Annotated in this window: 18 protein-coding genes and 1 tRNA gene; 14 read left to right on the top strand and 5 right to left on the bottom strand. The window is 58.5% G+C overall.

What is annotated here, in order from left to right:
• Positions 1 to 2: 2 nt before the first annotated feature.
• The 5 genes from rsmB to QPL95_RS05160 all read left to right on the top strand — a co-directional run bounded on the left by rsmB (position 3) and on the right by QPL95_RS05160 (position 6112).
• On the top strand, positions 3 to 1304 hold the full coding sequence (gene rsmB, locus QPL95_RS05180; protein ID WP_303289939.1) for a 16S rRNA (cytosine(967)-C(5))-methyltransferase RsmB: 1302 nt from the start codon (positions 3 to 5) through the stop codon (positions 1302 to 1304).
• Positions 1301 to 2704 carry a Trk system potassium transporter TrkA gene (gene trkA, locus QPL95_RS05175; protein ID WP_303289938.1) on the top strand — a complete coding sequence of 468 codons (1404 nt, stop codon included), beginning with the start codon at positions 1301 to 1303 and terminating at the stop codon, positions 2702 to 2704. The genes rsmB and trkA overlap by 4 nt, the downstream gene beginning before the upstream one ends.
• 136 nt (positions 2705 to 2840) lie before the next feature.
• Positions 2841 to 3866, top strand: a complete 1026-nt coding sequence (glyQ, locus tag QPL95_RS05170) for a glycine--tRNA ligase subunit alpha (RefSeq protein WP_303289937.1) — start codon at positions 2841 to 2843, stop codon at positions 3864 to 3866.
• On the top strand, positions 3866 to 5947 hold the full coding sequence (glyS, locus tag QPL95_RS05165) for a glycine--tRNA ligase subunit beta (protein ID WP_303289936.1): 2082 nt from the start codon (positions 3866 to 3868) through the stop codon (positions 5945 to 5947). The genes glyQ and glyS overlap by 1 nt, the downstream gene beginning before the upstream one ends.
• 88 nt (positions 5948 to 6035) lie before the next feature.
• A tRNA-Pro gene (locus tag QPL95_RS05160) sits at positions 6036 to 6112 on the top strand.
• Between the two features lie 86 nt (positions 6113 to 6198).
• Here the strand turns inward: QPL95_RS05160 and QPL95_RS05155 are convergent.
• Positions 6199 to 8526, bottom strand: a complete 2328-nt coding sequence (locus QPL95_RS05155) for a bifunctional diguanylate cyclase/phosphodiesterase (RefSeq protein ID WP_303289935.1) — start codon at positions 8524 to 8526, stop codon at positions 6199 to 6201.
• Positions 8527 to 8765: 239 nt separating this feature from the next.
• Between QPL95_RS05155 and QPL95_RS05150 the strand changes: the two genes are divergently transcribed.
• The 6 genes from QPL95_RS05150 to QPL95_RS05125 all read left to right on the top strand — a co-directional run bounded on the left by QPL95_RS05150 (position 8766) and on the right by QPL95_RS05125 (position 14818).
• Positions 8766 to 10349: a hypothetical protein gene (locus QPL95_RS05150; RefSeq protein WP_303289934.1), complete on the top strand. Its 1584-nt coding sequence runs from the start codon at positions 8766 to 8768 to the stop codon at positions 10347 to 10349.
• Between the two features lie 221 nt (positions 10350 to 10570).
• Complete coding sequence (locus QPL95_RS05145) at positions 10571 to 10891, top strand: nucleotide pyrophosphohydrolase (RefSeq protein WP_232901969.1); 321 nt, start codon at positions 10571 to 10573, stop codon at positions 10889 to 10891.
• The gene (locus QPL95_RS05140; protein WP_303289933.1) at positions 10888 to 13107 is read left to right on the top strand and encodes a DUF2075 domain-containing protein; all 2220 of its coding nucleotides are present in this window, start codon (positions 10888 to 10890) and stop codon (positions 13105 to 13107) included. The genes QPL95_RS05145 and QPL95_RS05140 overlap by 4 nt, the downstream gene beginning before the upstream one ends.
• 139 nt (positions 13108 to 13246) lie before the next feature.
• A complete protein-coding gene (locus QPL95_RS05135; RefSeq protein ID WP_303289932.1) occupies positions 13247 to 13546 on the top strand; it encodes a helix-turn-helix transcriptional regulator in 300 nt (99 codons plus the stop codon).
• The gene (locus QPL95_RS05130; RefSeq protein ID WP_303289931.1) at positions 13543 to 13860 is read left to right on the top strand and encodes a HipA N-terminal domain-containing protein; all 318 of its coding nucleotides are present in this window, start codon (positions 13543 to 13545) and stop codon (positions 13858 to 13860) included. The genes QPL95_RS05135 and QPL95_RS05130 overlap by 4 nt, the downstream gene beginning before the upstream one ends.
• A complete protein-coding gene (locus QPL95_RS05125; RefSeq protein WP_303289930.1) occupies positions 13838 to 14818 on the top strand; it encodes a type II toxin-antitoxin system HipA family toxin in 981 nt (326 codons plus the stop codon). Before QPL95_RS05130 ends, QPL95_RS05125 begins: the two co-directional genes overlap by 23 nt.
• Before the next feature lie 7 nt (positions 14819 to 14825).
• Here the strand turns inward: QPL95_RS05125 and QPL95_RS05120 are convergent, their stop codons facing one another.
• Entirely contained in the window at positions 14826 to 15338 is a 513-nt protein-coding gene (locus QPL95_RS05120) for a lipocalin family protein (RefSeq protein ID WP_303289929.1), read from the bottom strand.
• A 134-nt stretch (positions 15339 to 15472) separates the two neighbouring features.
• Between QPL95_RS05120 and QPL95_RS05115 the strand changes: the two genes are divergently transcribed.
• On the top strand, positions 15473 to 15844 hold the full coding sequence (locus tag QPL95_RS05115; protein WP_303289928.1) for a VOC family protein: 372 nt from the start codon (positions 15473 to 15475) through the stop codon (positions 15842 to 15844).
• A 68-nt stretch (positions 15845 to 15912) separates the two neighbouring features.
• Here the strand turns inward: QPL95_RS05115 and QPL95_RS05110 are convergent, their stop codons facing one another.
• The 3 genes from QPL95_RS05110 to QPL95_RS05100 all read right to left on the bottom strand — a co-directional run bounded on the left by QPL95_RS05110 (position 15913) and on the right by QPL95_RS05100 (position 20415).
• Positions 15913 to 16305, bottom strand: a complete 393-nt coding sequence (locus tag QPL95_RS05110) for a globin domain-containing protein (RefSeq protein WP_303289927.1) — start codon at positions 16303 to 16305, stop codon at positions 15913 to 15915.
• Between the two features lie 157 nt (positions 16306 to 16462).
• Complete coding sequence (locus QPL95_RS05105; protein WP_303289926.1) at positions 16463 to 18718, bottom strand: ATP-dependent DNA helicase; 2256 nt, start codon at positions 18716 to 18718, stop codon at positions 16463 to 16465.
• Positions 18715 to 20415, bottom strand: coding sequence for a VRR-NUC domain-containing protein (locus QPL95_RS05100; protein ID WP_303289925.1), 1701 nt, complete (start codon positions 20413 to 20415; stop codon positions 18715 to 18717). Before QPL95_RS05100 ends, QPL95_RS05105 begins: the two co-directional genes overlap by 4 nt.
• A 157-nt stretch (positions 20416 to 20572) precedes the next feature.
• Here QPL95_RS05100 and QPL95_RS05095 point away from each other — a divergent pair, with 157 nt between their 5' ends.
• Positions 20573 to 21043, top strand: coding sequence for a hypothetical protein (locus QPL95_RS05095; RefSeq protein WP_303289924.1), 471 nt, complete (start codon positions 20573 to 20575; stop codon positions 21041 to 21043).
• A 20-nt stretch (positions 21044 to 21063) separates the two neighbouring features.
• On the top strand, positions 21064 to 21279 hold the full coding sequence (locus tag QPL95_RS05090; RefSeq protein WP_303289923.1) for a hypothetical protein: 216 nt from the start codon (positions 21064 to 21066) through the stop codon (positions 21277 to 21279).
• Positions 21280 to 21342 lie beyond the last annotated feature (63 nt).

The following is a 21342-nucleotide window of genomic DNA, read 5'->3' as shown; positions in this document are numbered from 1 at the left end:
CCATGGCCTATCAACCCCTGCCGTTTCGCGCGGTTGCCGCCAATGTGTTGCTGGCGGTGGAAAACGGACAGTCGCTAAGCCAGTGCCTGCCAGTAGCCCTGAGCCAATTGCCGCCTGAACAGCGGCCGCAGCTGCAGGCCATCTGCTACGGTACCTGCCGCTGGTTTCACCGGCTTGAGGGTGAACTTAACCAACGCCTGAAAAAGCCCCTGCGCAAACCAGACCGGGTGGTACACCACCTGATGCTGGTAGCGCTGTTCCAGTTGCGGTTCAGTGAGCAAGCCACCTATGCGGTATTGAATGAAACCGTCGAAGCCTGCCGTGCCCTGGACAAGCCGCACCTGACCGGCCTGGTTAACGGTGTACTGAGGGCCGCAGAGCGGGAAGGCGCGCCAGAACCGGCAGACGACAGCAGCCGCTTCAGCCACCCGGTATGGATGGTGGAAAAACTGCGCCACAACTGGCCAGACGATTGGCAAGCCATTCTCGCAGCCAACAACACCCAGGCCCCCATGACCCTGCGGGTGAATGCCCTGCGTTTCAGCCGCGATGAGTATCTTAACCTGCTTGCCGAAGCCGGCATTGAGGCCAAACCAACCCGTTTCGCCCCCCATGGCGTTCAGCTTGAGCGCCCGGTACCGGTAGAACGCCTGCCCTGGTTCGAAGACGGCGCCGCCAGTGTTCAGGATGAAGCCGCCCAGCTGTGCACCACCCTGATGGACCTTCAGCCCGGGCAACGAGTGCTGGACGCCTGTGCGGCCCCGGGCGGCAAAACCTGCGCCATTCTGGAAGCCCGCGCCGGCCTGGCCGAAGTGGTCGCCATCGACGAATCCGCCGAGCGGCTACCCAGAGTTCAGGAAAACCTCGACCGGTTGGATCTCGTCGCTACCCTGAAACAAGCCGATGCCGCCGACATCGACCAGTGGTGGGACGGCGACGCCTTTGATCGCATCCTGCTGGACGTACCCTGCAGCGCCACCGGCGTCATCCGCCGGCATCCGGATATCAAGCTGCTGCGCCGGGAGTCCGACATCGTGCCTCTGGCCGCCATTCAGCTCGGCCTGCTCGATGCCATGTGGTCTATCCTGAAACCAGGCGGGCGGCTGGTGTACGCGACCTGTTCGGTGTTTCCACAGGAGAACCACCGTATAATCCAGCGATTCCTGAAACAGCAAGACCAGGCAACGCTGATTCAGACAGACGCAGACTGGGGCCGCGACATGACCACCGGCCGCCAGTTACTGCCAGACCCGGACAGCCACGACGGCTTTTTCTATGCCGTGCTGGAGAAACCTGAAGCATGAAGATCCTGATTCTCGGCGCCGGCCAGGTGGGCGGCACCCTTGCCGAAAACCTTGCCAACGAAGCCAACGACATCACCGTCGTAGACAGCGACAGCGTTCGCCTCCGGGAGCTGCAGGACCGCCTGGACATTCGCACCATGCACGGCCGGGCCTCTTATCCGACCGTTTTACGCCAGGCTGGCGCCGAAGATGCGGATATGATCATCGCCGTTACCAACAGCGATGAAACCAATATGGTGGCCTGCCAGGTATCCAAACTGCTGTATAAAACCCCCACCACTATCTGTCGGGTGCGCGCCGGGGCCTATCTGGCAAAATCCGAACTTTTCTACAACAAAGACACGGTCAAAGACCTGGACAGCCTGCGGGGCTTTCCGATTGACGTTCTGATCAGTCCGGAACAGCTCGTTACCCAACACATAACCCGGTTGATTGAATACCCCGGTACGCTTCAGGTGCTGGAATTTTCCAAGGGCTTGACCCGACTTGTAGCCATCCGCGCCATCGAAGGTGGCCCTCTGGTAGGCCGGGAGCTGTCCTACCTGCGCACCCATATGCCCAAGATCGACACCCGGGTTGCGGCCATTTTCCGGAAAGACCGCGCCATCATGCCCCAGGGCAACACCGTGATCGAAGATGGCGACGAAGTCTTCTTTATTGCTGCCGCCGACCACATCCGCTCAGTGATGAGCGAATTGCAGCCGCTGTCCAAACCTTACAAACGCATCTTCATCTGCGGCGGCGGCAACATCGGTTACCGCCTGGCAAGCACTCTGGAAGGTCGCTATCAGGTCAAAATACTCGAGAGGAATCACGATCGCTGTGTGATGTTGTCGGAACGGTTACGGAAAACCGTGGTACTCGAAGGCAACGCGGCCAACAAAGACATCCTGCTGGAAGAAAACATCGAAAACACCGATGTGTTCTGCGCCGTCACCAACGACGACGAAGCCAACATTATGGCCTCCTTGCTGGCCAAGCGCCTCGGCGCCCGCAAGGTACTCACCCTGATCAACAACCCGGATTACGTCGACCTGATCCAGGGCGGCGATATCGACGTGGCCATTTCGCCCCAGCAGACCACCATCGGCAGCCTGCTCACCCACGTGCGACGGGGCGATGTGGTGAACGTGCACTCCCTGCGCCGCGGCGCCGCCGAAGCGATAGAGGCCATCGCCCACGGCGATCACCGGTCCTCAAAAGTCGTCGGCAAACGCCTGGACGAGATCAACCTGCCCCCGGGCACCACCATTGGCGCCATTGTCCGGCACAACGAAGTCCTGGTCGCCCACGACCATCTGCGGGTGCAGCCCGACGACCACGTGATTCTGTTCCTGGTGGACAAAACCCGGATTCGCGATGTCGAAAAACTGTTCCAGGTGGGCCTCACGTTCTTCTGATTGATCCCAGACAAAACAACAGGCTGGCGTGCACTTAGAAATGCAACGCCAGCCAGCGTATAATGCGCGTTTTCAAAATTCCGGAGTGCCCCATTAAGCGGGGCGCCACACACAGACTGACCAGCAGGCAAACGTCGTGACAGACAAGGCAACCAACAACTCCGCGCCGGATATCAAGACCTTCCAGGGTCTGATTCTGGCTCTGCAGAATTTCTGGGCGCAGCATGGCTGCGTGGTTCTCCAGCCTCTCGATATGGAAGTCGGCGCCGGCACATTCCACCCGGCTACCTTCCTGCGCTCCATTGGTCCGGAAACCTGGAACGCCGCTTACGTGCAGCCCAGTCGCCGGCCAACCGACGGCCGCTACGGCGAAAACCCGAACCGTCTGCAGCACTACTACCAGTTTCAAGTTGTGCTCAAGCCCTCCCCGGACAACATCCAGGAACTGTACCTGGACTCCCTCAGGGCACTGGGGCTGGACCCACTGGTACACGACATCCGCTTTGTTGAAGACAACTGGGAGTCCCCGACGCTGGGCGCCTGGGGCCTGGGCTGGGAAATCTGGCTGAACGGTATGGAAGTCACCCAGTTTACCTACTTCCAGCAGGTGGGCGGCCTGGAATGCTATCCGGTTACCGGCGAGCTGACCTACGGCCTCGAGCGTATCGCCATGTACCTGCAGGGCGTGGACAGCGTGTACGACCTGGTGTGGACCAACGGCCCAGACGGCGTAGTGACCTACGGCGACGTGTTCCATCAGCAGGAAGTGGAAATGTCCACTTACAACTTTGAACACGCCGACACCGAGTTCCTGTTCCACAGCTTTGACGTGTACGAGCGCGAAAGCGCCCGCCTGATTGATGCCGGCCTGCCGCTGCCTGCCTACGAACAGGTGCTCAAAGCCTCCCACACCTTCAACCTGCTGGACGCCCGCCACGCCATTTCCGTGACCGAGCGCCAGCGTTTCATCCTGCGTGTACGCACCCTGGCACGATCTGTCGCCCAGGCCTACTTCGACAGCCGCCGCAAGCTGGGCTTCCCTCTGGCGCCCGAGGCACTCCGTAAAGAAGTGCTGGCGGCCGCAGAAGCCGCCGACGCCAAAGCCAATGGCAAACAAGGCAAGAAAGCGAAAAAGGCACCGCAGGAACAGGGGAACGCATAATGGCTACACAGGATTTTCTGGTTGAACTGGGCACGGAAGAACTGCCCCCAAAGGCGCTGAAACCGCTATCCGACGCTTTCACACAAGGCATTACCAAAGGCCTGGAAGAAGCTGGCGTGGCCTTTGGCAAGGTAGAAGCTTTCGCCGCACCCCGCCGCCTGGCGGTGCGTATCCGTGACCTGGCCGATGCCCAGCCGGATAAATCGGTTGAAAAACGTGGCCCGGCAGTAAAAGCCGCCTTTGACGATGCCGGCAACCCCACCCGGGCCCTGACCGGCTTTGCCACCTCATTGGGCATCACCCCGGACCAACTCGACACGCTGGAAACCGACAAAGGCGCCTGGCTGGTCTATCGCACCGTCGAGAAGGGCCGGCCCACCGTCGAACTGATGCCGGAGCTGGTGGAAAAATCCCTGGCCGCACTGCCCATCCCCAAGCGTATGCGTTGGGGTGCCCACAAAACCGAATTCGTGCGCCCGGTACACTGGCTGATTCTGCTGTACGGCAACAAGGTTATCGACACCCCTGTGATGACCCTCAAGCCCGGCAACAAAACCCGCGGCCACCGGTTCCACTGCCCGAAAGAGCTGATCGTACCCACCCCGGCCGATTACGAAGTGGTTCTCAAGCAGGAAGGCTACGTACTGGCCGACTTCGCCGAGCGCCGTGAACAGATCCGTGCCGGTGTCAACGCCCTGGCCGAGAAAGAAGCCAACGGCAAGGCCGTGATCGACGAAGACCTGCTGGACGAAGTGACCGCTCTGAACGAGTGGCCGGTGCCACTGATGGGCCGCTTCGAGGAGCGCTTCCTGGACGTGCCCGCCGAGGCGTTGATCTCCTCCATGAAGGAGCACCAGAAGTACTTCCACGTGGTCGACGCCAATGACCAGATGTTGCCGCTGTTCATCACCGTGGCCAACCTGGAAAGCAAAGACCCGGCCCAGGTGGTTTCCGGTAACGAGAAGGTGATCCGTCCTCGTCTGTCCGACGCCGCCTTCTTCTATGAGACCGATCGCAAAACCAAACTGGAAGATCGCATCGAGGCGCTCAAGCCCATCGTATTCCAGGACAAGCTCGGCAGCCTTTACGACAAATCCGTACGGGTGGCCGCACTGGCGAAGAAAATTGCCGAGGCTATCGACAGCGACCCTGCCCTGGCCGAGCGCGCCGCCATGCTGGCCAAGACCGACCTGGTGACTGAAATGGTGCTTGAGTTCACCGACCTTCAGGGCATCATGGGCCAGTACTACGCCAGCAACGACGGCGAGCACGCCGACGTCGCCAAGGCCCTGAACGAGCAATACATGCCGCGCTTTGCCGGCGACGACCTGCCCACCACCCTGACCGGTTGTGCCGTGGCCATCGCTGACCGCATCGATTCCCTGGTGGGCCTGTTCGGCATCAACCAGCCGCCGTCCGGTACCCGTGATCCGTTCGCGTTGCGCCGCGCGTCATTGGGTGTGCTGCGCATCATCATCGAGCGCCAGCTGCCACTGGACCTGCAAACCGTGTGTGAGTGGGCCGAACAGAACTTCACGGTACTGACCGAGCAGAACACCGCCAGCACCGTGGTGGACTACATGCTGGAGCGCTTCCGGGCCCACTACGACGAGCAGGGCATCGGCGCCGAGGTGTACCTGGCGGTGCACGCTCGCCGCCCGACCCGCCCGCTGGACTTCGACCGCCGGGTAAAAGCCGTGGAAGCCTTCCGCCAGCTGCCGGAAGCTCAGGCCCTGGCCGGCGCCAACAAGCGAGTCTCCAACATCCTCACCAAGCAGGGTGGCGACAGCATCGGCGAGGCCGTTGATGGCGCGCTGCTGCAAGATGCCTCGGAGAAAGCCCTGGCCGCCAAAGTGGATGAGCTGGCAGACAAAGTACTGCCGCTGTTCGAGCAGGGCGACTACGCCAGCGCGCTGACCGCACTGGCCAACCTGCGCGAACCGGTCGACACCTTCTTCGACGAAGTGATGGTGATGGCGGAAGACGATGCCGTGCGCAACAACCGCCTGGCACTGCTCAACCGACTGCGCAATCTGTTCCTGCGGGTAGCCGATATTTCGCTGTTGCCCACGGCCGGATAACAGGACCGCTCCGCAATTCTACGGACAACTATCCCCAGGGACGGGGCTGGTAAAACGGCCGGTAATCCGTATAATACCGGCCGTTGATCGGCGTGTAGCGCAGCTTGGTAGCGCACTTCGTTCGGGACGAAGGGGTCGCAGGTTCGAATCCTGCCACGCCGACCACTTTCCCTTCTTATTGTTTTTTTACTGTATCTATTCAGGCTGATAAACCGACAGCCGGCGAGCATTACCTTACCCTTCCATCAGGTTCAAGCAACGGTTTCAGCGCGAGTGAAAGTTCGCAGAAAGTTCGGAATCTGTTCCGGGGGAATAGGGCGACTGATGTGGTAGCCCTGGCCAATATCGCAACCAGCGACTTTCAGATGCACAAGCTGTTCCCGGGTTTCGACACCTTCCGCCACCACTGCCAGCTTCATGCGCTTTGCCAGAATAATGGTGGATGAAACCACCGGGCTGTCATCGTGACTGTTGCTGATTTTGCTGATCAGGCTGCGGTCAATCTTGAGCTTATCAACCGGCACAGCCTCAAGATGCGCAAAGCCGGAATAACCGGTGCCGAAATCATCCAGGCTCAGCTTAACGCCAGCCCGTTTCAGGCAATGCAGGTTATCAACAGCCTTGGCATCCAGCATGGCCGTTTCGGTGATCTCCAGCTCCAGCTGATTCACCTTCAGGCCATGTTCGGCAATCATCGCCAGCACCTGCTCAGAGAATTCAGGCCGGGCCAGTTGAATCGGGGACACATTGACCGCCACCGTCCGGGCAGGCAGGCCATCAGCCTCCCAGGCAACAATCTGCGCACAAGCCAGGCGGAGAACCTCCAGCCCTAACGGAATCACGAAACCACTCGCTTCAGCCATCGGAATAAACCGGTCCGGGAACAACAGGCCAAACTCCGGATGCTGCCACCGCACTAATGCCTCAAAGCCAACCACCTCCATGGTGTCGAGACAAACCTGGGGTTGGTAATACAGAACAAACTCCCGGTTTCGCAGCGCCTCGGTAAACGACTGCTCGAGGCGGAAAACCTCGATATCCTGAACATTGAGTGACTGGTCAAAAAAGTGATACTGGCCGCGGCCCGCTTTCTTGGCAGAATACATGGCGGCATCCGCGCCGCGCATCAGGTCCTCGATACTCTGGCCATCCCGGGGGCAAATGGCGATACCAATACTGGCGCTGCAATTCACCTCAGCACCATCCAGCTCATAGGGGGCCGACAAATGACTGGTCAGCCCGGTGCACCACTGCTCCACATCCTGTTCCGCCCGGCTCCCCGCCAGTAACAACACAAATTCGTCACCACCGAAACGGGCAGCAATATCCTGCGGCCCCAGCATCCGTTTTATGCGCCCGGCAACTGCCTGCAGCAGCAGATCCCCAACATGATGCCCAAGCGAATCATTTATCGATTTGAAACGATCCAGATCAAGAAACAGCAGTGCAGACAGGCATCGGTTTCGCCGCTGCTCTGCCAGAACCTGGGGTGCAGCCTCCAGAAACTGTCGCCGGTTAAACAGCCCGCTCAGGTGATCGATGGTCGCCGCGCGGCTACTGCGGGCATGCTCGCCTTCCAGACGATTGATCAGTTGCTGATTTTTGCGCTCCGAAAGCTGAAGGGCACGAAGCACCTTCTGCTGCTGCTTAAGGCCCCGGGCCAGCCAATACACAATGCCACCCACCACCAGCGTCATCAGGATATTGATCACCAGCTGCTTGCGCTGATTACTCTTAAGTGGTCCGAGAATTTCCTCATAAGGCTGACTGACACTCACGGTGAAACCGTGGGCGGGGCGGGTAACGAAGACAAACTGGTACGTTTTCTCTCCTGTGCGGAACACCGACTGGCCGCTGATGATCCTCCCATTCAGAGCAGGTTTAATTCCGGGCACCGGGGCACCACCCACAATCACCCCGCTGGTATCAGCCCGCATCCATTCCCCGCCATCGGCATCCAGCACCTGGATAAAGCCCTTTTCACCCAGTTCGATGTGCTGAAGAAGCCCGCCCAGATATCCAACATCCAGCTCAATCAGGATAATGTTGTCATCCTGTCTGCCCTGCAGGCCTGCGGGCACCAGGAAAGGCAAACGCCAGGCGGAATTGCGTGATTGGGCAGCCACGTCCCGTCCCTTGAGGGGCAGCATAGGTACAGCACCGTGCCGGCCAACATGGTCAGAAAACTGGCTGAGCCAGGCCGCGAGCCGGGGATGAGTGGTATCGGGGTGGCTGGCATACAGGCGACTGCCGTTTGCACTGTAGAGACTCAGGCGATTGAAAACGGGATCTTCCGCCAGCAGGGTCAGCAGCTGGTCAAAATTCGAGGAAGCATCATAATCCGGGCCGTCATCGACCAGGCTGGCCATGGCTCTGGCCCTGTCAGTCATTTGCTTGAGACTTTCAGAGACAATCAAGGCCAGGTTTCGGTGCTCCGCTTGTCGTGCAGCCAGTGCGTCAGCCCGGGCGCTGCTCAGGTTAAAAACGAACAGAGCCCAGATAAACACCACGGTCAGTGCCCCAAGTACCAGCATGGCTACCTGAACATTACTCAAGGACGAGGCGGGCTTGAACTGCATTGAACATTACTCTGATGGATTGGCTTGTAGCTACGTTTCAACAGCCCTTCCATTGGCAATATTGATCATTCCGGCCCGCAGGGCACACAGGAAGACCCTGCCCAGCGTGCAGGCCACACTAACAACCGGTTATGGCAGTTCTGTGACATGCTCTGAATCCGTGAACTCATCCGGGTTCTGACACAAAGAGTTCATCAAAAGGATGTAGAAAGGGCGCTCATTTCAACGGAGCAGCAGTTATGTCCGATCACTCATCCCTGATGGTAGAAAAACTCTGGCGGCTAAAGCGTCGCATCGACAAGGGCCAATGCCCCGGCGTTGACTTCGTTCACCTCAACGTACTGCTCAGAGAACCCGCCTATCGGGCGGATGTTCTGCGCCGAGTGGCCTCAAGCGGATCCCCAGAACTTCAGGCACTGGCCCGGGAAATCATCGCAAACGATCCCGGCACGCCATTGGTGTCAAAGTCACCCGTGGAGACACTGACGAAACCGGAAAAACCGGTTCGAACTCGCAGCCGTTTGAGCAAAAATCTAGTCGTTGTCCTTCCGGCTATGGGGGCTCTGGTGGCGGCGATCGCCGGGTTCACCGCGTTTGAAAACAGAGCCGTCAGAGTCAGCGGTGATATTGTCTCCAACACGGTATGGGAAAGCGGACGCCGCTATATTCTCGAAGATATTATCTACGTCGATAATGCACAGCTCACCATTCAGCCGGGTGTGACCGTTGAGGGTGAACGGGGCTCGGCCCTGGTGGTAACCCGAAACAGCAAACTGTTCGCGCGGGGCACCCAGGAGCAACCGGTGGTATTTACCAGTCACCAGCCAGCAGGTGAACGAGCCCGGGGCGACTGGGGTGGGGTAGTCTTGCTGGGTAATGCGCCGGTCAACCAGCCCGAGGCCGCTATTGAAGGCGTTCCGGAAAGCGATTCAAGGGGACAGTTTGGTGGCACCGACAGTCGCCACAGTTGTGGTGTTGTGCAGTACACGCGGATCGAGTTTGCCGGCTTTGAAGTGTATAAAAACAATGAGCTGAACGGTCTCACCCTGGGCGGGTGCGGCTCTGACACCATTGTTCAGCACGCACAGGTACACCGGGCCCTGGACGATGGTATCGAAATGTTCGGTGGTACGGTTGATCTGAAAAACATCATCGTAACCGGTGCCGCCGATGACAGCATTGACTGGGACTGGGACTGGGGCTGGACCGGCAACGTGCAGTTTGCTGTCATCCAGCAATACGGCGATGTGGGTGATAACGGCTTTGAAGGTGATAACAACGGCTCTGACCACAACGCCCTGCCAAGGTCCGAACCCGCGTTCTACAACGTAACCATGTACGGCAGCGGTCGCTCTGCCAAGCAACATCGGGGCATCTTGTTGCGCGAGGGCTCCGGTGGCCATTTCCACAACATGATCGTTGACAGCTACGCTCTGGAACCGATCGACACCCGAGACGAAGTGACCTCTCTGGCCGCCATGGGCAAGCTCACGTTCAGTCACAACCTGATATCAAACGATGGCCACCTTGGTAATCAGTCTGCTGCCGTGGAAGCCGAGGATGACGACTTCGGCTTCCGTGAAGACGAATGGCTCAAGGATCCCCGTAACAGCAACCATTCGCTGCTGGACAGCGCTCTTCATCCCTCCACCAAAAGCCCCACGGCACCGTATTTCCTGTCCAGAGGACAGATCCGGGACAAGGCAGCCAAGCGGCCGCCCAAAAGCGAGTTCTTTGACGAATCCGCTGACTACCTGGGCGCTATCAACCCACGGGTGAGTAATACCTGGCTGGAGAGCTGGACGGCGTTTCCTGAGTCCTGAGTCCGGAGTCCTGAACAGATCCGGTTGCTGCTATCCGACGATGATAGTGGGGCCGGATTCACCCCTGTTTTTATTTCAGTCAAAACAAGCGCATTCACTGTATCCCGCTGTATCTCCCCGTTTTCTTCAAGCAGCATCCGTCGGGCTTTGATATCGTAGCGGTAATGTCCGCAGATTTATTCATCGTTGATTAATCTGCCAGAGATTAAGGGAGTATTTTGATGAATGAGGCGATCGCCCGGCTACGTCAGTTCCGGGATGACAGAGACTGGAAACAATTCCACAACCCGAAAGACCTGTCGCTGGCCCTGAGTATCGAGGCTTCGGAACTGCTGGAGCTGTTCCTGTGGAAATCTCCGGACCAGGCCGATGTCAGCAAGGTGAAGGAAGAACTAGCCGACGTAATTGCCTATGCGTTGCTGCTGGCAGACAGCTATGAGCTGGACGTGGAACAGATTGTTCTCGACAAGATTGCCCTGAACGAAAAGAAATACCCGGTCAGCAAAGCCAGGGGAACCGCGAAGAAGTACACCGAGCTATGAGCCATTCGCCGATGGTGGAGATTCAGCGCTACCCCTTCAGCCGGGATGCCCTGAACGACCTGCGCGATAATGCTTTTGCCGCGGGCAACTGGCCCCTGGTTTACGTACTCAGTGACGAAAAGCGCCGGCGCGCCTACATCGGCGAAACCACCGACACGCTCACCCGCATGAGCACCCACCTCAAGCATGACGAAAAGCAGCTGCTGACTGCGGTTCACCTGATCACCAGCGAGTATTTCAACAAATCCGCCACCCTGGATGTGGAGTCCTTGCTGATCAAGTACATGGCCGCCGATGGCAAATACACCCTCCTCAACGGCAACCTGGGGCTGGCTGACCACAACTATTACCAGCGCGGTGCCCTGTATGAAGAGGTATTCCGGGAAGTCTGGAACCGGTTGATTGCCAAGGGGGTTGTGTCCCGCACCCTGGACCACCTTGATAACTCCGATGTCTTCAAATACTCCCCCTACAAATCCCTGTCCTTCGATCAGCGCCAGGGTCTGCTCACCATCATGCACGAGCTGCTCAACCCCGGTGTGAAAAACATCGTGGTGGAGGGGGGAGCCGGAACCGGCAAATCGGTGCTGGCGATCTTTCTGTTCAAGCTGCTCCATTCAGAAGAACACCAGATCAATCTGAGGGAATTCTCTGAAGAAGAGGTCGAGATCCACTCTCTGCTCTCGTCGCTCAAAGCCGTCATGCCAAAACCGAAAATGGCACTGGTCGTACCGATGACCTCCTTCCGAACCACCCTCAAGAAAGCATTCAGGCACGTTTCCGGGCTCAGCCCCGACATGGTCATCAGCCCGTCTGAGCTGACCAGACAACGCTACGATATTGTGCTGGTGGACGAGTCCCACCGTTTGCGCAAGCGCAAGAATCTGGGTGCCTACTTCGGCAGTTTCGACAAAGCCTGTGCCGCGCTGGGTATGGACAAGCACACCTGCAGCGAAGTGGACTGGGTGTGTCAGCAAGCGGACAAGGCGATCTTTTTCTACGACGAAGGCCAGTCCATCAAACCGTCTGACGCCAATGTTGAGGTGTTTCAGCGCCTGAAAGCTGCCAAGGGTTCAGTGACTCACCGATTACTCTCCCAGTTCCGGGTCAAGGCCGGACAGCCCTATGTGGAGTTTGTGGATAAGTTACTGAACGGCCGTGTTGATGACGGAGTGATGTTCACCGCCAAGAACTACGAGTTTGAGGTGTTCGACTCCCTCAAGGACCTGGTCCGTACCATCAACGAAAAGGAGGAGCAGGTCGGGCTGTCACGGCTGATCGCCGGTTACTCCTGGCCCTGGGCCTCGAAGAAGGATAGTGAGGCCTACGACATCGTGATCGACGATGTTCAGCTACGCTGGAACAGCACCAATACCGACTGGATCAACAAGGAAGGCTCACACCGGGAAGTCGGCTGCATTCATACCACACAGGGCTATGACCTGAACTACGCGGGGATTATCTTCGGAGAGGAGATCCGGTACGACCCGAAAAGCCAGACCATAGTCGTCGACAAGGATAACTACTACGACCGCACCGGCGGCCAGGGCATCAAAGACCCGGAAGAGCTGAAGCAATACATCATCAACATCTACCGCACCATCATGCTGCGCGGCATCCGCGGCACCTTTGTCTACGCCTGTGACGATGCACTGCGCGAACATCTGAAACAGCACATTCCGGTTTATACCGCTCACGTCGAACAGCCTGAAGCCACAAACGTGGTGGAGTTGGAACCTTATGTGAACGCCGTGCCGCTGTTTGACCTGCAGGCGGCTGCGGGGGATTTCGGAGTACTCAGTGATGTCAGCGACCTTGACCCTGCCCAGCACCCAGACTGGGTCGCAGTTCCCGAGGGAGTCCGGGTCCGCGAAGACATGTTTGCCTGCCGGGTGATCGGCGAATCCATGAACCGGGTTATTCCCAATGGAGCCTTGTGCCTGTTTCGGACTGACCCTGGTGGTTCCCGAAACGGCAAGACGGTTCTGGTGGAGTGCATGGACAGCATTCATGCCGACTCAGAGTCACGCTACACAGTGAAGGTTTATGAAAGTTTCAGAGCGGAAGATGAGAATGGTTGGCGTCACGAACATATTCAGTTGAATCCCAACTCCCATGATGAAAGCTTCCAGCCACTTGAACTGACCGATGAAGAGGCTTTTCGATACCGGGTGGCGGGAGTGTTTATGTGTCTTATTGACGAGCAGCACACCTAGAATCTCTAAATTGACAGATTAAAGAAAATATCAATACATAAACAATTAAATTGATTTTCATCGGCTAAAAAACCATTATAGTGGCTATTATTTTCAAAAGTGCTTGAAATATCACTTTACTGATAATCCGGCAAACATCATGCAAACCAAACAGGCACTACTGACAGCGATCACCGAAGAAATCCGCCATCTGCAGACCCTGGCGGAGCGCATCGAAGCGTCTGAAGAGCCGGACTTACACCCGCTTTCCGAGCTGGCGGAGCTGCTTGAAGCCCGCAGAAAGGCGCTTGACCTGAATGCGGCAGACGTAGGCGAACTGTGTGGCATCTCACCCACCACCTACCGGGCCATAGAGAACGGTACTGGCAACCCCACACTTCGCACCCTCGAAGGCATAGGGTCGGTCCTTAACTTCCGGATCTGGATCGAACTGAAATGAAAGCCCGGGTAAAAATGAAGGGCCTGGTTGCGGGAATCCTGGAAAGGAAGGGGAGCACCGTTCGCTTCCAGTACGACAAAGCCTATCTGCAGCTAGGCCAGCCAGCCCTCAGCCTTAGCCTTCCACTGCGTGAACAACCCTATGAATCAAAGGGGTTACCGGCTTACTTCAGTGGCCTTGTCAGTGAGGGTTGGCTGAAGCGGGTGCAGGCGACTGAGCAACACATAGACCCGAACGACGAGTTTTCCCTGCTGGTACACAACGGCAACGACCTGCCCGGAGCAGTAACCATTGAACTGTTTGATCTGTCTTAAATCACTGCCCGAGAGCGCCCGCATTCAGTACCACGGTGCCTGTCTTGGGCAGCTGTTTGGCACCCGAAAGGTCAACCTGGCATTGGCAGAAAGCCGCAAAGACCTGGTGACAGCGATACCACGGAAAACCCATGGTTTCTCGATCAGCGGCGTCCAGATGAAAGCCCAGCTAGCCATCGAGGCGGGTAAGCTCAAGCTTGTGGACAGCAATGGCCAATTCATCATGAAACCCTCACCGGAAGAATATCCCTACGTGGCAGAAAACGAGCATGCCACCCTTACACTGATGCGGAGAGTCGGTTTCCCGGTGCCTCCATGCGGACTTATCAGCCTGAAGGATGACCACCTCGTATTTGTCATCCGCCGCTACGACCGGGACATTGAAAGTGGTGCTCGAACTCACCAGGAAGATGCCATGCAGGCTTTGGGGATTTCCAACGCGGATTCCTCCCAAAAATACACGGCGGCCAGCTATCAGGAAGTCATTGAACTGGTGATTGAGCACGGCGGCATGGCAGTGGCCATGGAGCTTCTGGAAAGACTGGTGTTCAGCTATCTGGTGGGCAACGACGACCATCACCTGAAAAACATCAGTTTCTTCCATGAACCGGTGTTCAAACTGACCCCTTGCTACGATGTCCTCGCCTCCGCCCTGTACAGCTCTATGGCGGAAAGTCCCATGGCGCTCAAAATGCTGGAAAACGGCGAGCCCGAATACTACGGAACCATGGGTAATGGCTATTTCGCCGGCTCGGATTTCGTGGAGCTCGGTGTTAAGGCAGGGCTGATTGGCAAGGCCGTAAAAAATCGTATCACGAGCCTGGCCAGGAAGGTTCAGAAAACCGCGCCGGCCATAATCGAGGCTTCGTTCATGCCAGAGGAAATGAAAGACCGTTATCAGGCACTGATCTCGGATCGCCTCCGGTTTGTTTCACTAATGGAGCCTGGTGCGGAATAACGGAGTCTCACTGCTCCACCACAATCAACTCCCCAAGCTCAAACCCCTCAGCCTCAGCCCGCGCCTTAAAAGCCTCCAGCACCTCATCACTCACCTCCGGCGTGCGGGACATCAGCCACAGGTAGTTCCGGTTGTAGCCGGTGATGTAGACCGTGGAGTAGTCGTCATCCAGCTCGAACACCACGTAGGACGCGTAAAACGGCCCGAAAAACGACACCTTCATATGGCCCACGTCACTGTCGCCCACAAACACCGCCCGGCCTTCGGCCTCTTGCCATTCCCCTTCTTCGACGTTGTAGCCCCGGTTGATCACCTTGATGCTGCCGTCGTCATTCAGGCTGTATTCGGCGGTGACCTGGCTCAGGCCCCGCTCGAACGAGTGGTCCAGGCGGGCGATTTCATACCAGGTGCCCAGGTAGCGGTCTTTGTCGAAACCGGTAACCGGCTCAATGCCTTTGGGCAGGCCGGTGCAACCGGTCAGCAACAGGAGTACCGTGGTCACCAGGGTAGACAGCTTCATGTGGTTGTCCTTAAACAGTGGGATGCTTCAGGAACAATAGCAAAGCGCGGCAAAGAACACCGCTGCCATCGTGATCTGCTCTGAAACGTGAAAGCCGTCGTATACCCAATCCCAATCAACCACGGAGAAACACCATGATCGGATACGTAACCCTTGGCGTCAGCGATATGAACAAGGCCAAACAGTTCTACAGTGACCTGCTGGGCGAGCTGGGCGGCAAGGTACTGCTGGATATGGAGCGCATTGCGTTTATCGGCAAGGATATGAAATCGCCGATGCTGGCGGTCTGCACACCCTTCAACGGTGAGCCCAACCATCCCGGTAATGGCAACATGGTGGCGATCCACCCGGGTTCGAAAGAAGCGGTGGATAAGTTCTACAAGAAAGCCATTGAACTGGGTGCTACCTGCGACGGCGAGCCGGGGCAGCGTATTCCGAACCAGTTCTACGGCGCTTACGTGCGTGATCCGGATGGCAACAAGCTGGCGTTTTTCCAGTTCGGCTAAACATTCAAAAGGCCCCGTTCTGGGGCCTTTTCGTGTCCGCTCTGTTCAGACTGGCTAAGCGGGCCTACTCAGTAAGCACCGCGAATCAGATCAATCCCCGGCTTCAACACTTCCTGCCAGGCTTCGCGCAGTGCCGGCGTGTATTCAGGATCGTGCGTGCGGACGGTTTTCAGCAGTGAGTCTTCCCACAAGCCGTACCACTCGGGCTGGATGTTGTGGTTATGGCGATTGTGGCTTTCGCCCAGATCTTTGAGTTTTCGATCCGACATACCGCGGGCCACCAGAATAATCTGCATCACGCCATTGCGCAGCAAATGGCGCTGGGCGGCCATATCCGTGTTCTGGAAACGGTTGCGAATGGCATCGGAACTGGCCATGAAGAAGTCGTAGAAATCCACGAAGAAGTCATCTTTGCGGCAGCAACGACCGTAGCTCTGGAAAACAAGATCCGTATTGTTCATTTGCGGTAGCTGTCCTTGAAAATCGGGAAGGTAGGCTTTTAGGGGTACAGATTGTAAGCAAGCGACCGAAATTAGATATAGCGGCATGCCGCTACTACCAATGTCTGCGGCAAAATGTCTCCCTTTTCAAAGGGATGACATGACGGCGCTGGCAGGCTCAGTGGCTGTCGGGAAACCACCAACAGGGCAACATGCGTTTCACTGATGGCTGCAGGAAGCGGTCGTCAATCAACCAGATCACGCCCCGGTCGTCTGGAGTGCGAATCACCCGGCCGGCGGCCTGGGCCACTTTCTGCAGGCCGGGAATCAGGTAGGTGTAGTTGTAGCCTTCACCGAAGCGCTGTTGCAGGCGGTCTTTGAGGGTTTCATGCCAGGCATCGAACGGTGGCAGGCCGAGGGTGGCCACGAAGGCGCCGATCAACTGGTCGCCGGGCAGGTCGATGCCTTCACTGAACACGCCGCCGAGTACCGCGAAGGCTACTGAGCCTTCGGGCTTCTGGAACTCCGCCAGGAACTGCCGGCGTTGCTCCGGGCTCATGCCCGGCTGCTGGGCGCGTTGGGGAATATCCGGCGCCTGCTGCGCCAGGGTGTCACTCACTTCTTTGGCGTATCTAAAGCTGCTGAAGAACGCCAGGTAATGGCCCGGCCGTTCCCTGTACTGCCTGGCGATCAGTTCTGCGATGGGTTTCAGGGAGTCCTCCCGGTGTACCTGCCGGGTGCTGATGCCGGGGGTGAACTGCACCTGCAATTGTTCGGCACTGAACGGGCTGGGCAGGGAGGTGAAGCGGGCATCTTCCGGCAGGCCCAGCAGGTCCCGGTAATAGACACCTGGGCTGAGGGTGGCGGAGAACAGCAGTACCGAGTGGGCGGCCTTGAAGCGCTCGGTGAGGAAATCCGCCGGGACCAGATTCTGGATGGTCAGGCTGGCGCGGCCCCGGCCGGTGCGCTGGAATTCACACAGGGAGTGGTCGCCGAAGCTGTCCGCCAGCTTCATAAAGGCCACGCTTTCGAACATCACTTCCTGCAGGGCCAGGTCCGGCGGGTTGTCGGCCAGGTAATCGGTAATCACGGAGACCATGGCCTGCAGTGCGCCCAGCAACTGCGGCGGCAGAGTCGCCAGGAACACCGGTTGGGCCTGTTCGCCATGATCCCGGATCAGCGCTTGCCAGGCCCGGGCGGTGCGGTCGAGCGCTGCTTTGACCGGTTTCGGGGCAATCTTCTTCAGCTTTAACAGCCGCTGCTGCTCCAGCTGCACCGAATACATGCCCCGGGCACGGTCTACCAGGTTGTGGGCTTCGTCCACCAGCACGCTGGCTTGCCAGTTGTTCTGGCGGATCAGGCCGTGCAGCAGGGCGGACTGGTCGAACATGCGGTTCACATCGCCAATCACCAGGTCGCTCCAGCGGGCCATTTCCTGGGCGAGAAAATACGGACAAATGTCATGACCTGCGGCGATTGTCGCCAAATTCTGCTGATTTAGGGGCTCTTTGCTCTGCACTGCCTCGGCCCGGGCATCGGGCAGGCGGTCGAAAAAGCCTTTCGCCAAGGGGCAGGATTCGCCGTGGCAGGCTTTGTCCGGGTGTTCGCAGGCGTCGTCTTTGGAAACTAGCTCCAGGGTGCGCAACGGCCAGGGCTGTAGCTGATCCTGAGCCGCCTGCAACTTATCCACCGCATCCAGCGCCAGCTGCCGGGCGGTGTTGCGGCAGGTGAGGTAGAGCAGCCGGTCCTGCCTGGCGGCAGGCATGGCCATCAGGGCCGGGAACAGCGTGCCCAGGGTTTTGCCCAGGCCAGTGGGGGCTTCCAGCAGCAGGGTGCCGGCTTTGACCGAGTTCTTGTACACGGTTTCCGCCAGCTGCCGTTGCCGGGGGCGAAAGTCCGGGAACGGAAAGGTCAGGGTGGCCAAGAGGGCATCACGCTGATCCCGATGGTGCTCTTCCTGCTCGGCCCAGGCTTGGTAGCGGCCACACAGGGTTTCCAGTTCCTGCCAGAGCTCGTCGGCTTTGGCAGTTTCGGTGAGCACCGTTTCCTTGTCCCGGCCGGTGTCGTAATACACCAGCGCCAGCTCCACGCTTTTGCGGTTTTCCTGCCGGCACAGCAGGGCGCCGTAGGACCGTAACTGGGCCCGGTGCAGGGCGCGCTGGTGGGCGCGGATGCGGGACACATCGCCCCGGTGGGTCTTGATTTCTTCCAGCCGGTTCTTGTGCGGATGGTAACCGTCGGCCCGGCCGGAAAGCTCCAGTCCCAAGCAGCTTCCGGTTAGTGAATACTCGCTTTTATAGCCGTAACCCCGCTTGGCCTGTATGGCCTGGTGGCCGGCAATGCCCTCTTCGCTACTGGGCGCCGGGGTATAGCGGAAGTCCAGATCGCCGTGGCGGGCCGCGAATTCACAGAGGGTGCGGACCGCAACCTTCACACGCTCGCCTCATCGTCCTGCCAGCGGACATAGCAAACGCTGGCGGGGATGCCTTGCCGGGCGAAGAACTGCAGCCAGCGCACCTGATGATCCTGCAACCGGTCGCCGGGGCCTTTCACTTCGATCATTTCATAGCGTTGTTCCGGTTGCCCGGCATCCGGCACAAACCGGATCAGGTCCGGGAAGCCGCTGCGGTGTTCCTTGATGTTATTGAGCAGGCGACGGAACAGGGCATCCAGGTGATGGGCGGGAATGCAGGCCATGGCCACCTCCAGCAGGTCTTCATCCAGTACCGGCCAGAATACGAAGGGATTGGCGATGCCCTGTTTGGTCTGAAAGGTTTCAAGAATGCGCTGTTTATAGGCATGGGTTTTCAGCAGGCCAAAGCGCTCCTCAAAGGCCTGCTGGCGCCGGGCCACAAAGTCTTCCCGGGTCAGGTCCGCCGGGCCGATATGGAACGGATGAAAGAAGGCGCCGGGGATGGGTTTGAAGATCACCGGCCAGCACAGCAGGCCGAACAGGGCGTTGATCAGGGTGTTTTCCACATAGAACACCGGGGCTTGTTCGGTGGTCAGGTGCTGAACCGCCGCCAGCTCCACGGTGCCGGTGTCCGGTCTGGGCAAGGTGAGGGTGAATTCCCGCAGCGGCGGGTTATCCACAGGCTCGGGTTTGTCGGCTCCCACCTTGGCTGCCAGCCGTTTCAGCAGGCGGCTCAGGCCCTGGGCTTCGGCATCACTCAGTTGTGTAGTCTGCCAACGGCAAGCAATGGCCCAGGCATCGTCAAAACGCTTCATCCGCTCCAGCAACCGCAGCTGTTTCAGCCGCGCTTCCCGGTGGCTACTGGCCGCCCATACCTGCAACGCCAGTTCCTGCTCACCCTGGCGTTCCGCCTGCCGGCCCAGCTCCAGCAACAGCCGGTCCCGGCGGCTGGTGAGCCAGGGGTTATCCACAGGGCCGGGAACATCGGGCCAGACGTCCGCCGCCGGTTCGCCCTTATCGAGCCGTTCCCGGCACTGGTGCATCTGCAGGTAACAATCCACTTCCGAGCGATGCTGAAAGGCGCGGGATTCCGGGGTAAAGGGCACCGGCTCGAACTGCTGTACGCCCAGTTCCACCAGCACAAAATCGGTCCAGCTCTGGCGCAGGTTGCCGAAGAACATCAGGCGGATGCGGTCGAACAGGGCCATGTCCTGGAGCTGGACGACTTGCGCAGCTTCACCGTCATCAGGCATCCAATCCCGCAAGGGCCGGGGTTCGCTGAACGGTTCCGCCAGCAACTCACGCATCTGCGCCTTACCCAGGGTTTTCGGGTAGCCTTGCTGTTGCAGCCAACCGCCAAATACCGGCTTTAATTCCGCCAGGGTAAACAACCGGAACAGGTCATCCAGGCTCAGATCCGGAGCGCTATTCAGCCAGCCCTCCTGCGCCAATAACTTGAGCGCGTCTGCCTCTGGCAGCGGCAGTTCCGGGTAGCGCAACTTGTCAGCCCGGAACAGCTCACCGGTGCGCATGACCATCCGCGTGAGCAACGCCCGGGGCCCGGTCTCCAGGCTGGCAAAGGCCGACAGCCGGTTTCGCTCTGCTTCAGTTAACAGGTCAGCGTGGTGGTCCGCTACCCAGGCCACCAGAATATCCATGTTCTCCAGATAGTAGAGTGGATCATCCAGGCTGGCGGGAACCGGTCGGTGCTTGGTCATAGGAATGCAGACGTCGGATTGGCAATGAGGCCACAAACTTTACGCCGGAAGGCGGGCCGGCTCAAACCGATTCCATGCACAAAAATTAATCATCGCTACCCTTGCGAATCTATTTAATGATAACTATTATCATTTGCATCACGACAAGGAGGACGCCATGAAATTTCTCTGCCCACGCCACCGCCGGATGTTTGCCCGTCTTTCCCTCAATGAACAGAACGAGTTATGGCTGTTCTGGATGGAATACGCCTTCACCTTCTGCGAGAACCAGGATACCGAAAAGATGATTGCCGCCACCGGCAGCGCCTTTGACCTGGCCTGTCTGGCGCGGGCTGACCACCCGGATTGCATGCATGTGGAGCTGACGCTGGCCGCCATTCTGGTGTGCCGTGCCCTGCACGACCGGGGCGACCATACCGCCGCAGACTACGTACTGTTCAGCGCCCTGGAAAGTCTGCAATCGGCCGAGCCCTGCCATGGTAGCCCCAGCGGCTGTTGCAGTACTGATGAATGCATCGAAGTGCTACTCGATACCCCACGCCAGGCCGACTTTTTCTCGGAGTACCTGAACTGGCCAGACATTCCCGCATCCTACCCCACACCGCAAACCGCTATGGCGGCGCACTGAACTTCGGAGGCTCTATGGGAATGGCGCTCTTAAACCCGAATCTGGCCCAGACCAACCACTACCAGCATGTGAACTGGTCCGCTGCGCCTGACAACACGCAGGTTTCCATCTCGATCTCGGCCGACTCCCTGTACCGGCTTCTGCAAAGCCACCAGCTGCACGTGGAAGACCTGACCTGCCTGGATGCGGAATCCAGCACCCGGGTGCGGCAAATGCTGCTCGACCTGGTGCGCTGACCAAACGCGACCTTCTTTGTCGCAAGTCACAGGTATCCTTTGTTCTGCAACCTGGCGCACCCT

This window comes from Marinobacter sp. SS5-14b (assembly GCF_030541005.1).
GTDB lineage: Bacteria > Pseudomonadota > Gammaproteobacteria > Pseudomonadales > Oleiphilaceae > Marinobacter.
This window is presented reverse-complemented; position numbering and strand designations above follow the sequence as displayed.